The sequence below is a fragment of the Bradyrhizobium sp. CCGB12 genome, from assembly GCF_024199845.1.
GTDB lineage: Bacteria > Pseudomonadota > Alphaproteobacteria > Rhizobiales > Xanthobacteraceae > Bradyrhizobium.
Genome location: NZ_JANADO010000001.1, coordinates 8713326 through 8725666 on the forward strand (window position 1 = coordinate 8713326; position 12341 = coordinate 8725666).

General features: G+C 60.7%; 13 protein-coding genes. 12 read left to right on the forward strand and 1 reads right to left on the reverse strand.

What is annotated here, in order from left to right; all coding sequences use genetic code 11:
- Positions 1-70: 70 nt before the first annotated feature.
- The 12 genes from NLM27_RS40060 (at position 71) to NLM27_RS40115 (ending at position 11149) form a co-directional block, all read left to right on the forward strand.
- The gene (locus NLM27_RS40060; protein ID WP_254148499.1) at positions 71-1381 is read left to right on the forward strand and encodes a nitrate/nitrite transporter; all 1311 of its coding nucleotides are present in this window, start codon (positions 71-73) and stop codon (positions 1379-1381) included.
- Positions 1382-1611: 230 nt separating this feature from the next.
- Entirely contained in the window at positions 1612-2526 is a 915-nt protein-coding gene (gene trbB, locus NLM27_RS40065; protein WP_254149045.1) for a P-type conjugative transfer ATPase TrbB, read from the forward strand.
- Between the two features lies 1 nt (position 2527).
- Positions 2528-2854, forward strand: coding sequence for a TrbC/VirB2 family protein (locus tag NLM27_RS40070; RefSeq protein ID WP_254148500.1), 327 nt, complete (start codon positions 2528-2530; stop codon positions 2852-2854).
- Positions 2854-3117, forward strand: a complete 264-nt coding sequence (locus tag NLM27_RS40075) for a VirB3 family type IV secretion system protein (RefSeq protein ID WP_254148501.1) — start codon at positions 2854-2856, stop codon at positions 3115-3117. The genes NLM27_RS40070 and NLM27_RS40075 overlap by 1 nt, the downstream gene beginning before the upstream one ends.
- A gap of 10 nt (positions 3118-3127) precedes the next feature.
- Positions 3128-5569: a conjugal transfer protein TrbE gene (trbE, locus tag NLM27_RS40080; RefSeq protein WP_254148502.1), complete on the forward strand. Its 2442-nt coding sequence runs from the start codon at positions 3128-3130 to the stop codon at positions 5567-5569.
- On the forward strand, positions 5566-6297 hold the full coding sequence (gene trbJ, locus NLM27_RS40085) for a P-type conjugative transfer protein TrbJ (protein ID WP_254148503.1): 732 nt from the start codon (positions 5566-5568) through the stop codon (positions 6295-6297). Before trbE ends, trbJ begins: the two co-directional genes overlap by 4 nt.
- Entirely contained in the window at positions 6297-6668 is a 372-nt protein-coding gene (gene trbK-alt / locus NLM27_RS40090; protein WP_254148504.1) for a putative entry exclusion protein TrbK-alt, read from the forward strand. The genes trbJ and trbK-alt overlap by 1 nt, the downstream gene beginning before the upstream one ends.
- The gene (gene trbL, locus NLM27_RS40095) at positions 6665-7894 is read left to right on the forward strand and encodes a P-type conjugative transfer protein TrbL (RefSeq protein ID WP_254148505.1); all 1230 of its coding nucleotides are present in this window, start codon (positions 6665-6667) and stop codon (positions 7892-7894) included. The genes trbK-alt and trbL overlap by 4 nt, the downstream gene beginning before the upstream one ends.
- Positions 7895-7994: 100 nt before the next feature.
- Positions 7995-8678 carry a conjugal transfer protein TrbF gene (gene trbF, locus NLM27_RS40100; RefSeq protein ID WP_254148506.1) on the forward strand — a complete coding sequence of 228 codons (684 nt, stop codon included), beginning with the start codon at positions 7995-7997 and terminating at the stop codon, positions 8676-8678.
- On the forward strand, positions 8675-9709 hold the full coding sequence (trbG, locus tag NLM27_RS40105) for a P-type conjugative transfer protein TrbG (RefSeq protein WP_254148507.1): 1035 nt from the start codon (positions 8675-8677) through the stop codon (positions 9707-9709). The genes trbF and trbG overlap by 4 nt, the downstream gene beginning before the upstream one ends.
- Positions 9706-10902 (forward strand): TrbI/VirB10 family protein, encoded by a 1197-nt coding sequence (locus NLM27_RS40110; protein ID WP_254148508.1) that lies wholly within the window; start codon positions 9706-9708, stop codon positions 10900-10902. The genes trbG and NLM27_RS40110 overlap by 4 nt, the downstream gene beginning before the upstream one ends.
- Before the next feature lie 4 nt (positions 10903-10906).
- Positions 10907-11149 (forward strand): DUF2274 domain-containing protein, encoded by a 243-nt coding sequence (locus NLM27_RS40115; RefSeq protein WP_254148509.1) that lies wholly within the window; start codon positions 10907-10909, stop codon positions 11147-11149.
- Here the strand turns inward: NLM27_RS40115 and NLM27_RS40120 are convergent.
- Positions 11137-11826: a LysR family substrate-binding domain-containing protein gene (locus NLM27_RS40120; RefSeq protein WP_254148510.1), complete on the reverse strand. Its 690-nt coding sequence runs from the start codon at positions 11824-11826 to the stop codon at positions 11137-11139. The two genes, NLM27_RS40115 and NLM27_RS40120, sit on opposite strands and share 13 nt — an antisense overlap.
- Positions 11827-12341: the final 515 nt, after the last annotated feature.

The following is a 12341-nucleotide window of genomic DNA, read 5'->3' on the forward strand; positions in this document are numbered from 1 at the left end:
AACTTAGCCGAACTAACGAAAAGCTGGTCGCGCTATCGGCTCACACAAGCTGAGAGCAAAAGGGGCCAGCATGCAAATCTCAACAGCATGGCGTCGAATCGCGAGCGTTTTTCTCCCTTTTGCCGCTGGATACTATCTTTCGTATTTGTTTCGAACGATTAACGCTGTGATCGCCGGCCATCTCAGCTCGGATGCCGGGCTTGGGACTGCCGACCTCGGATTGCTCACGTCAGTCTATTTCCTGGTATTCGCAGCAGCTCAGATCCCCGTCGGCATCTTGCTGGACCGCTTTGGTCCCCGTCGCGTCCAGAGTGCTCTGCTTTTGATCGCCGCTGCGGGCGCCGGCTTATTCGCAGCGTCGACCAGCTTCCTGTTACTCTTGATCGCGCGCGCAATGATTGGGCTCGGTGTGTCGGCGGCGCTGACGGCAGGACTCAAGTCCATCATCATCTGGTTTCCCAGGGAACGAGTTGCCCTGCTCAACGGCTACATGATCATGTTGGGCTCGCTCGGAGCGGTGACCGCCACGGCTCCTGCCGAACACTTACTCACCTGGATGGGCTGGCGGCAGCTCTTCGAGATCCTGGCGGCGGCTACCGGTGCGACGGCCATTCTCATCTACGTCATGGTGCCTGAGCGAGGCCTTATCCCGTCAACAGCGTCCGCCACCCTTAGCTCCGTTTTCGGCGATCGGCGCTTCTGGCGAATGGCCCCCTTGTCGGCGACTTGCGTTGGATCGTCCTGGTCCTTGCAGGGATTGTGGGCATCGCCGTGGCTGACCGACGTAGAGGGGTTTGATCGCGCAAGTCTCGTCAGACAGCTGCTCATAATGTCGATCGCACTTAGCGGCGGCGCCTGGTTGTTAGGTACGACGGTCCATTACCTCAAACGGAGAGAAATCGGGCCGGAGACGATTTTAGCGACGGTTGCAGTGTTGCTTATTGCAGCAGAGCTAGCTCTAATTCTGCAAGCGCCTCTGCCGTCCGTCTTGCCCTGGTCCGTTGTCGCAATCGTCGGAACGGCAACCGCGGTCAGCTTCGCGGTGATGGCGGACTACTTTCCGCCGGAACTTGCCGGTCGGGCGAACGGCGCCTTGAACGTCCTGCACTTTGGTTGGGCATTTCTGGCCCAATACGCGACGGGCCTGATCCTGGAGCAGTGGCCCACAGAGGATGGTCATAGATCCGTTGTGGCCTATCAAGTCGCGTTCGGTCTTAACGTCCTAATCCAGGTCTGGGCGTTGGTCTGGTTCGCGGTACCTTGGCTCAAATCCTCCACGTCACGAATAGGTTCAATTCCTTCCATCATACCGGTCAGTGCTTTCGACGCGATCGGAGCAAGCATTTTCTGTGAGCAAATCGATGACGATGCAGAATGGTGAACTGCGCGACCTGCAACGAATCGATACGGCCGAGTGGGCGTCAAATAGCTGTTCGAGACCTTTCTTTTTCTACGCCAGCCTACGACCATTGAAAGTGCTTGTTGCAGCAAATCGATAAGTGCCTCTTCTAATTATCCCTATCTGAGGGCCGTGTGTGGATGCCCTCATTCGGTGGGGCGACGGTGGCAATCCATTCCCTTCAATCGGAAGCGAATTCGCGCGGCGCGCGAATGCTGCGCAGCGCGCTTGGCGCAGCGATTGCCGGCTACCTCGAAGATGAAGCGATTATCGAGGTCATGCTCAACCCGGATGGGCGGCTGTGGATCGATCGGTTGTCGAATGGCCTGATGGACACAGGCGAAACTCTATCCGCAGCGGATGGTGAGCGCATTGTTCGCCTGGTGGCTCATCACGTAGGCGCAGAGGTGCATGCCGGCGCGCCGCGGGTTTCGGCTGAACTGCCTGGAACCGGCGAGCGCTTCGAAGGTCTCTTGCCGCCGGTCGTTGCAGCTCCTGCTTTCGCGATCCGCAAGCCCGCGGTCGCCGTGTTTACGCTCGACGACTATGTCGCCAAGGGGATCATGACCTTGGAGCAGGCCGAGATCCTGAAGAGCGCGGTTGCCGCGCGCAAGAACATCCTCGTCGCCGGTGGGACATCGACCGGCAAGACGACGTTGGCGAATGCGCTCCTGGCCGAGGTGGCAAAGAGCTCCGATCGGGTCGTTCTGATCGAAGATACCCGCGAACTTCAGTGCAAGGCGCCCAATCTTGTGGCGCTGCGGACCAAGGACGGCGTTGCCACGCTGTCGGACCTTGTCCGCTCCTCGCTCCGACTACGCCCTGATCGCATCCCCGTTGGCGAGGTCCGCGGTGCCGAAGCGCTCGACTTGCTCAAGGCTTGGGGCACCGGCCATCCCGGTGGCATCGGCACTATTCATGCGGGCACCGCGCTCGGCGCGCTGCGACGGCTCGAGCAACTTATCCAGGAAGCCGTCGTCACGGTTCCGCGCGCCCTGATCGCCGAAACCATCAACGTTGTCGCCGTGCTTGTCGGCCGCGGCGTCGATCGTCGTCTCGCGGAGCTCACCCTCGTCTCAGGGCTCGGGCCCGCTGGCGACTACGGCCTTTCATCAGCAGGAGACTGACATGCGTCAGCAAATATGCCTTCTTCGAAATGCGGCTTCACTGACCGCCTTCGGTACCCTTGTTTTGGCGGCAGCGCCTGCATGGGCGGCTGGGTCGAACATGCCGTGGGAGCAGCCACTCAATCAGATCCTGCAGTCGGTCGAAGGCCCCGTCGCGAAGATCATCGCCGTCATCATCATCGTCGTGACCGGGCTGACGCTCGCGTTCGGCGATTCGTCCGGTGGGTTCCGCAGGCTGATCCAGATCGTGTTCGGCCTGTCGATCGCGTTTGCGGCGTCGAGCTTCTTTCTGTCGTTCTTTTCGTTCGGCGGCGGCGTGGTGATCTGATGCATGAGCAGGTCACAGGCTTTGTCGTCCCCGTTCATCGAGCGCTCACTGAGCCAATCCTAATGGGCGGCGCGCCGCGGTCAGTCGCGATCGTTAACGGCACGCTGGCAGCAGCCCTTGGACTTGGACTGCGGCTGTGGATCACGGGTCTCGTGCTCTGGTTCATTGGTCACATGGCCGCCGTCTGGGCCGCAAAACGCGACCCTGACTTCGTCGACGTGGTGCGCCGGCATCTGCGCATTCCCGGCCATCTCAACACCTGAGCTCACGGTCATGATGAACCTTGCCGAATACCGCCATTCCAACGCGCGTCTCGCTGACTTCCTGCCTTGGGCTGCTCTCGTCGACGAGGGAATCATCCTGAACAAGGATGGCTCGTTCCAGCGGACAGCAAAGTTCCGGGGACCCGACCTCGATAGCGCGGTGCCGGCTGAGCTTGTCGGCGTCGCCGGCCGTTTGAACAACGCCTTGCGTCGCCTGGGATCCGGATGGGCCGTGTTTGTCGAGGCGCAGCGTCATTTTGCGGGCGCATACCCGCCGAACACCTTTCCGGATGTCGCATCCGCACTGGTTGACGCCGAGCGCCGGGCTCAATTCGAGGAAGCGGGCGCCCATTATGAGTCCAGCTATTATCTGACGTTCCTCTATCTGCCGCCGGAAGAGGGGGCGGCCAAGGCAGAGCGATTGCTCTATGAGGGCCGCGATCGCACCGTTGGAGCCGACGCGCGCGAGGTGCTGCGCGGGTTTATCGATCAAACCAGCCGTGTACTGCAACTCGTTGAAGGGTTCATGCCCGAATGCGCCTGGCTGGATGATCAGGACACGCTGACCTATCTGCACTCGACGATCTCGACCAAGCGTCACCGCGTTCGCGTGCCCGAAATTCCCATGTACATCGATGCGCTGTTGGCAGACCAGCCGCTGACCGGCGGGCTCGAGCCGATGCTGGGCTCAGCCAACGTCCGGGTTCTGACGATTGTCGGCTTTCCCGGCGCGACGACGCCGGGAATTCTGGACGATCTGAATCGTCTGGCATTCTCCTATCGCTGGTCGACCCGCGCGATTATGCTCGACAAGACTGATGCCTCCAAGCTCCTGACTAAGATTCGCCGGCAGTGGTTTGCCAAGCGAAAGTCGATTGGCACCATTCTCAAGGAGGTCATGACCAACGAGGCGTCGACGCTCCTTGACACCGACGCTCACAACAAGGCGATGGACGCCGACGCGGCGCTGCAAGAGCTGGGGTCGGATCAGATCGGACAAGCTTTTGTCACGGCGACCATCACCGTCTGGGACGGGGATCCCGGTGCAGCCGATGAAAAGCTCCGCCTGGTCGAAAAGGTCATTCAGAGCCGCGATTTCACCTGCATGATCGAGACGGTGAACGCCGTTGAAGCCTGGCTCGGCAGTCTGCCAGGGCACGTCTACGCCAACGTGCGGCAGCCACCGGTTTCGACCCTCAATCTCACCCACATGATTCCGATGTCGGCCGTGTGGGCGGGCGAGGCGAGGGATCTGCATTTCAAGGGGCCACCCCTCCTGTTCGGGAAGACCGAGGGATCGACACCGTTCCGGTTCTCGCTTCACGTTGGCGACGTCGGCCATACCCTGGTGGTCGGACCGACAGGCGCGGGAAAGTCGGTGCTCCTGGCCTTAATGGCGCTGCAATTCCGCCGCTACCCGAATGCTCAGGTCTTCGCGTTCGATTTTGGCGGCTCGATCCGGGCGGCTGCGCTCGCCATGGGCGGAGACTGGCACGACCTCGGCGGTGCGTTGACTGATGGAGGCGACCAGTCCGTCGCGCTACAACCGCTGGCCTGGATCGACGATCCTTCCGAGCGTGGATGGGCCACGGAGTGGATTGGCGCGATCCTGGCACGGGAAAAGGTCGAGATCACTCCGGAGGTCAAGGATCATCTGTGGTCGGCGTTGACGTCTCTTGCCTCGGCGGCGATGCAGGAGCGTACTCTAACCGGCCTGTCGGTCCTGCTGCAATCGAACTCCCTGAAACGCGCCCTGCAACCCTATTGCCTGGGCGGTCCCTCGGGGCGCCTGCTCGATGCCGAATTCGAACGCCTTGGCGAGGCCTCGGTCCAGACGTTTGAGACAGAAGGTCTGATTGGGACGAGCGCAGCGCCCGCCGTGCTGGCGTATCTCTTCCATCGTATCGGGGATCGCCTCGACGGCCGGCCGACCCTGCTGATTGTCGATGAAGGTTGGCTTGCCCTCGACGATGAGGACTTTGCTGGCCAGCTTCGCGAATGGCTGAAGACGCTTCGGAAGAAGAATGCGTCCGTTATCTTCGCCACCCAGTCGCTTTCGGACATCGATGGCTCCGCGATCGCTCCGGCGATCATCGAAAGCTGCCCAACGCGCCTGCTACTGCCGAACGAACGGGCGATTGAACCGCAAATTACCGCGATTTATCGCCGCTTCGGCCTCAATGACCGCCAAATCGAGCTCCTGAGCCGGGCCACGCCGAAGCGCGACTACTACTGCCAGTCCCGCCGGGGCAACCGGATGTTTGAACTTGGCCTTGGCGAGATTGCACTCGCATTCACCGCAGCCTCTTCCAAGACCGACCAGGCTGCCATCGCGCAGCTCCTCAGCGAATATGGACCCGATGGCTTCGTGCCCGCCTGGCTCCAGCACCGTGGCGTCGACTGGGCCACAGATCTGATCCCCAATCTCGTCAATCTGGAGAAATCGCAATGAGGCGACTTGGCCTATTGGCGGCCGCTGGCACAGTCGCGCTGGTGCTTGGCGTCACGGTGCCCGCACGGGCGCAGTGGATCGTGTTTGATCCCAACAATTACGTCCAGAATGTCCTGACCGCCGCGCGGGAGCTCCAGCAAATCAGCAACCAGATCACCTCGTTGCAGAACGAGGCACAGATGCTGATCAATCAGGCCAAGAATCTGGCAAACCTGCCGTATTCGTCGCTGCAGCAACTGCAATCATCGATCCAACGGACCCAGCAATTGCTGGCCCAGGCACAGCGCATCGCCTACGACGTCCAGCAGATCGATCGCGCGTTCTCGACCACCTATGCGCCGGTCACCGGCAGCCAGTCCAACCAGGTTTTTATCACCAACGCTCAATCGCGGTGGCAGAATTCTGTCGCTGCTTTGCAGGATTCACTCCGTGTCCAGGCCGGAATCGTCGGCAACCTCGAAACGAACCGCATCCAAACGTCAGCGCTCGTAACATCAAGTCAGGGTGCCAGTGGCGCCCTGCAAGCAACCCAGGCCGGCAATCAGATCCTCGCGCTTCAAGCGCAACAACTCGCCGATCTCACGGCTGCCGTGGCGGCGCAGGGCAGGGCGCAGAGCCTTGAAGCAGCTCAGCGCGCCTCGGCCCAGGATCAGGGGCGAGAACAGCTCAGGCGGTTCCTGACCCCCGGGCAGGGCTATCAGTCCCAAGACGTGCGGATGTTCCACTGATGACCGATGTAAGAGCGTTCAAGGCGGTGTCGCTGCTTACGACAATCGGCGTATTCGCCGTCGCTGCCTGCACGATTCAGCTTCGTGGTGGAGAGGTATCTCCGCCGCCGCCCAAGGCTGAGCAGACGACAGGTGCAACGAGCTCAGACCTCGCACGCTGCCGCAGCGTCACTCCGGAGGACGCGGCAGGCTATCAACTTTGCAAGCGGGTTTGGGACGAAAACCGGCGTCGCTTCTTTGGCAAGAAAGACGGTCCAGCGGTTCCTGGCCGCGATGATTCCGCCGCAGGCTTGGTGCCCGCCCCAAAGGATCAGAGTCGGATGCCGCAAGGATATCCGCCCCTGGCGACACCGGACGCGAGCAAGCCATGACCGGCACCGGAATCATCGACCAGTTCCTTGAAACGTTCACGCGCTATATCGACAACGGCTTCGGGCTGCTGGGTAGCGATGTCGGATATCTCGCAACGACGCTTGCGGCGATCGACATCACACTCGCCGCGTTGTTCTGGAGTTGGGGGCCGGACGAGGACATCATCGCGCGCCTCGTCAAGAAGACGCTCTTCGTCGGCGTCTTTGCTTACCTCATCGGCAACTGGAATAGCCTGGCGCGCATCGTTTTCGAAAGCTTCGCCGTTCTTGGGCTGAAAGCTTCCGGTGCAAGCCTCTCCGCATCGGATTTCCTGCGACCGGGAAAGATCGCTCAAGTCGGCCTCGATGCCGGCCGGCCGTTGCTCGATTCGATCTCGAACCTGATGGGCTACATCAGTTTTTTCGAGAATTTCGTCCAGATCGTCGTCCTCCTGTTCGCCTGGGTCGTGGTGCTGCTCGCCTTCTTCATTCTGGCGATCCAGCTATTCGTCACCCTGATCGAGTTCAAGCTCACGACGCTGGCGGGCTTCGTGCTGATTCCCTTTGGCTTGTTTGGCAAGACCGCCTTTGCGGCCGAGCGGGTCTTGGGCAACGTCATATCCTCCGGCATCAAGGTCCTGGTCCTGGCTGTCATCGTCGGCATCGGATCGACCTTATTCTCGCAGTTCACCGCTGGCTTCGGCGGCGCACAGCCGACCATTGAAGACGCGATGACCCTGGTGCTCGCGGCGCTCTCGCTATTGGGCCTCGGTATCTTTGGTCCCGGAATCGCAAACGGCTTGGTGTCCGGCGGGCCGCAGCTCGGCGCCGGCGCCGCGATTGGAACAGGCCTTGCTGCTGGCGGTGTTGTTGCGGCCGGCGCAGGTCTCGCCGCTGGCGGTGCTGGTCTCGCCGGTAGCACGATTGCAGGCGCCGCGCGTGGTGGCGGTGCCGTCGTGAGCGGCGTATCTGCGGCCTATCGAAGTGGCGGCCTTGCCGGCGTCGCGGAGGCTGGTGGTCCGGCTGCCATGAGCCCGTTGCGTCGAGCTGGGGCTGCGCTCAGCGGTGGTGGGCAAGGAGGCGAGCAGGCCGCGAGCACTTCGACCGAAGGGCAGCCCGATTGGGCGCGGCGCATGAAGCGTGCCGAGACTATTCGGCACGGTGCGTCGGCAGCCGGACAGGCGGTTCGCTCAGGCGATCACGGCGGCAGCGGCTCTTCTGTCGATTTGTCTGAAGGAGAGCGCTGACACGCGGCCAATGCGCGTTCGTCACGCGTCACGGACCGCACCGAAAATCTGGTTACCGCACGACTTGAAGCTGATCATTTGATCTCAGGGGACATTATCGATGTTCAAACGACCTTCCGTTCAGTACGGGCGCATGCCCGAGCCCGTTACGCCTTATCAAAAGGCTGCGCAGGTTTGGGACGAACGTATTGGATCAGCGCGCGTGCAAGCTAAGAACTGGCGCCTGATGGCGTTCGGCTGCCTCATGCTCTCCGCCGGCCTTGCCACGGGCCTTGTCTGGCAGTCGAGCCGAGGCTCGATCACGCCCTGGGTGGTGGAGGTCGATCATCTCGGCCAAGCCCAGAGGGTCGCGCCAGCCACCTTCGACTATCAACCCACAGACGCGCAGATCGCCTACCATCTGGCGCGCTTCATCGAGGATGTCAGAGGGCTACCTGCCGACGGCATCGTTCTGCGCCAGAATTGGCTTCGCGCCTATGATTTTACGACCGACCGCGGTGCGGCCGCACTCAACGACTATGCGCGCAACAATGACCCCTTCGCAAAGCTAGGCAAGGCGCAGATCTCCGTCGACGTATCGAGCGTCATTCGCGCGTCGTCGGAGAGCTTTCGCGTCGCGTGGACCCAGCGCGTCTACGACAACGGCTCGCTAAGCTCGACCGAGCGCTGGACTGCAATTCTCTCGATCGTGATCGAGACACCCCGCGATGCCGAACACCTGCGCAAGAACCCCCTTGGCGTCTACGTGCGCGCCATCAACTGGTCAAAGGAGTTGAGTCAGTGACCAAGACGCCGGCTGACCTTCGTTCGAAACGTTCCCACCACCAAAGCAGGCTCAATTCGGCCTGGCCCGAGTGCTTGAGCTCGAAGCGTGCATTTCTGTCCGCTCTTCTGCTTTGTTCGTCTGCGCTCGGTGGGTGCGCGACCTCCATTCCGCCCCAGACCAGCTATGACGCTGAAGTTCCTCCGTTACCGGCGACGCCCCTGGCTCTCGACGACAGAACGCGACCGCTTCACGTACCACCCCTCTGGAAGCCGGCTCTCGGCGGCAAGTCGGGAGGGAAGGAAGATTCTGAACCCGTGAGCCGGGTTGAGATCGCAAACAGCGCTGCCCGGGTCGAACCGCGCAAGCGGGGGTATTTCAATGCAGCGCAAATCTACGCTTATAGTCCCGGCGCGCTCTACCAGATTTATGCCGCACCTGGGCAGATTACGGATATCGCGCTTGAGGAAGGCGAGCAGTTGACGGGATCAGGACCGATCGCGGCCGGCGACACCGTGCGCTGGGTCGTGGGCGATACTGAGAGTGGGAGCGGTGACACGCGGCGCGTCCATATCCTGGTCAAGCCGACCCGCGCATCGATCGAGACCAATCTGGTCGTCAATACCGACCGACGCACCTACCTGATCGAGCTCCGCTCTCGAGAGCGGCCATACATGCCATCCGTTTCCTGGTACTATCCGGAAACGGTCCGTGAACGAGCACGTGCAGTCGCTCTGAGGCCCGTTCTTCCGGATCCGGCGCAGCGTATCTCTCGCTATGCGATCGAAGGGGACAGCCCACCCTGGCGGCCGCTTGCGGTATATGACGACGGCCGCAAGGTCTATGTCGAATTCCCACAGGGGATCGTGCAGGGTGAGATGCCTCCGCTCTTCGTCATAGGTCCCGACGGCAAGACCGAACTCGTCAACTATCGCGCCTACGGCAACGTGTTGATTGTGGATCGACTGTTTGCGGCCGCAGAACTCCGGCTCGGCGGTGAGCACCAGCAAAAAGTCAGGATCGTCAGGACTGACGGGAGGCCGTCGTCATGAATACCCAGAACGGAAACGATCGCGAGCCGGCGATCTCGCCGCAAGCACAGGACGAGCAGTCCAAAAGCTTTCGGTTGAGAGCGGAGCACCCGCGCGTGACGCGGTTGTCACGGAAGGTCCTGGCTGGGGGGACCGCTGTTGCTCTACTTGTTATCGGCGGAGCCGTGTTGTGGTCGCTGCAGAGCAATCGTTCGCGAAACCAAGCGGCCGATGAGCTTTACAGCACCGACCATCACAATGTTGCCGACGGCATTACGACGCTGCCGAAGGACTACGCCGGCGTTCCACAACTGGGTCCGCCACTTCCGGGAGACTTGGGTCGACCGATCCTTGCTGCTCAGGGTCAGCCATCGACCATCGGCGTTGATGCGGACCAGCAGCGACGGGACCAAGAGACCGAAGCAGCCCGTATCAGCCATTTGTTCGCTTCGAGCAGCGGAAGGGAATTGCATCCGCCTGCCGCTGCGGTTCTGGGGAGCGACCGCATCGTGCCACCGAACCCAACGAGCACGAGCGATGACGGATATGCGCAGAATGGTCAGGACGGGAAGCTCGCGTTTGTGAACGCATCCGTCGATCGTCGCACGGTAAGTCCTGACCGCGTCGCCAAGCCGGCTTCACCGTATCTCGTGCAGGCCGGCACTGTCGTTCCAGGTGCCCTGATCACCGGGATCCGATCGGACCTTCCAGGTCAAATCACAGCGCAGGTCACCGAGAATGTATACGATAGTCCCACGGGACGGTTCTTGCTGGTGCCACAGGGAGCCAGACTAATTGGAACTTACGATAGCCAGGTCGCATTCGGACAGTCGCGGGTGCTCCTAGTCTGGACTAGGCTGATCATGCCAAATGGCCGATCGATCGTACTGGAACGACAGCCAGGAGCCGATGCGGCCGGATATTCCGGCCTTCAGGACGAGGTCGACAACCACTGGAAGGAATTGCTAGGCGCGGCGGCGCTCTCAACTCTCCTCGCTGTTGGGACCGAGGTGAATTCGGGTAGCGACGTCAACAGCACAAATGGCGCACTTATCCAGGCGCTACGGCGTGGAGCGGGAGATTCCACGAATCAAGTCGGACAACAGCTTGTTCGGCGCAACCTCAATATACAACCGACATTAACTATCCGGCCGGGCTTTCCGGTAAGGGTGATCGTCAACCGGGATCTCGTTCTCGAACCGTATAAAGGATAGAAGCATGGGCAAACTCAAGATCGGAGCTCTCGCTGACGATAGGCCAGTTAAGGTTACGCATGAGCTGCCTGCAACCGTTCACCGAGACCTTGTCGCTTATGCCGACGCGCTGGCCAGGGAAAACGGACAACCGATCAGCGATCCAGCGAAGTTGATCGCTCCCATGTTAGCGCGCTTCATGGCGACTGATCGAGCCTTTGCGAAGCTTCGCCGCCTTCATCAAGTTGCCAAGGATCACGAGGGGTAACGCTCCGAAAGTAATCGTAGAAAGCGCTCTAAGGGATTGTCGTTGTCGTCCTGCCAATATGCCGAATAGCCCAAAAAGCTCGGCTCAGTACCGTCTTGCAATTCGCGATACACTATCCCCCAAAGATTGGCGCCAACATCCGATTCCAGAACGAGGCTGATACCGAATTTCATTGTAACCAAGCTTTTTACCACGCTATGGCTGATATCGTGGCGTTCGATCTTCGGGCGATCCTTCGAGGAAACCAGCTTCGAAACCAGTAGATCTTCGATCTCGCGCCCGGGATCGTATTGGCTCAAGATAACTGTCTCTCCGCGCAGGTCAGTCCAATAGACGATCTCTCGTCCCGCAAGCTGATGTTCTCCGGGGAGGACAACGAACACCCGCTCGCTCCAGAGAGGCTTGATATTGCTGCTCAGCAGCGGAATGCCTCCCGTTACGATCAGGACATCCAGCACACCATTTCGAAGCGCGGTTGCCAATCGTGTACGCCGCCGCTCGACTGTGGCAACTTCGACTTGAGGAAACTGTTGGCGGAATTCCAGCAACGATGCTCTCAAATTGCCCACACTGAGCGACGTGCAGAAGCCGACGGCAAGCCGTCCGGCCTCGCCTCGTCCGTTAGCCCTCGTGACTGTGGAAAGAGCATCTAGCTGTTCAAGTATCGAGCGCGCCATCCGCAAAAGTGACGGCCAGCCGGCGTTGCTCGCACGCCACCGCTCGATCGTTCGAACAGGAGCGCGCCGAATCTTTGTTCGAGCAATGAACTGAACGGCTAGAGTTGATTGCTTAATCGTTAGCGCTTCCGCGGCCTGCCGGGAGCTTCCTTAGTCTGCCGCCGCTATAGCGTGTTGAAGGTGATGCAGTGTAACGACCAAGCTGCGGCCCGGTTCACGAAAAACGGTGGGGTGTCGATCTTTCATTATATTGGTACCATGACGAGCATACTGGAATGATCGGCTATCGAATAGTCGGGATCCGCGACCCTGCGGGATCCGCAACGACCTATCCCGTCCTAACAGCCCACCATTAGGGCGCCGCGGCCCTGCCGAGGGGGTGCTCACGTAATTGGAGCCTTCTATGCCATGCGAACGTCGCACGCGCGTTTTGATTCCGCGACGACGAGGTGCAACGGCTACTGTCCGCCGAACTCGATTTCCGACGTGCGGATCGCCGATCCGCAAAGTACCAA

What these genes read in the sequence shown, in the direction of transcription:
- NLM27_RS40110 (WP_254148508.1), top strand. Translation starts at nt 9,706, where the DNA reads ATGAATACCCAGAACGGAAACGATCGCGAGCCGGCGATCTCGCCGCAA.
- NLM27_RS40120 (WP_254148510.1), bottom strand. Translation starts at nt 11,826, where the DNA reads ATGGCGCGCTCGATACTTGAACAGCTAGATGCTCTTTCCACAGTCACG.
- trbL (WP_254148505.1), top strand. Translation starts at nt 6,665, where the DNA reads ATGACCGGCACCGGAATCATCGACCAGTTCCTTGAAACGTTCACGCGC.
- NLM27_RS40075 (WP_254148501.1), top strand. Translation starts at nt 2,854, where the DNA reads ATGCATGAGCAGGTCACAGGCTTTGTCGTCCCCGTTCATCGAGCGCTC.
- trbK-alt (WP_254148504.1), top strand. Translation starts at nt 6,297, where the DNA reads ATGACCGATGTAAGAGCGTTCAAGGCGGTGTCGCTGCTTACGACAATC.
- NLM27_RS40115 (WP_254148509.1), top strand. Translation starts at nt 10,907, where the DNA reads ATGGGCAAACTCAAGATCGGAGCTCTCGCTGACGATAGGCCAGTTAAG.
- trbE (WP_254148502.1), top strand. Translation starts at nt 3,128, where the DNA reads ATGATGAACCTTGCCGAATACCGCCATTCCAACGCGCGTCTCGCTGAC.
- trbJ (WP_254148503.1), top strand. Translation starts at nt 5,566, where the DNA reads ATGAGGCGACTTGGCCTATTGGCGGCCGCTGGCACAGTCGCGCTGGTG.
- NLM27_RS40070 (WP_254148500.1), top strand. Translation starts at nt 2,528, where the DNA reads ATGCGTCAGCAAATATGCCTTCTTCGAAATGCGGCTTCACTGACCGCC.
- trbB (WP_254149045.1), top strand. Translation starts at nt 1,612, where the DNA reads ATGCTGCGCAGCGCGCTTGGCGCAGCGATTGCCGGCTACCTCGAAGAT.
- NLM27_RS40060 (WP_254148499.1), top strand. Translation starts at nt 71, where the DNA reads ATGCAAATCTCAACAGCATGGCGTCGAATCGCGAGCGTTTTTCTCCCT.
- trbF (WP_254148506.1), top strand. Translation starts at nt 7,995, where the DNA reads ATGTTCAAACGACCTTCCGTTCAGTACGGGCGCATGCCCGAGCCCGTT.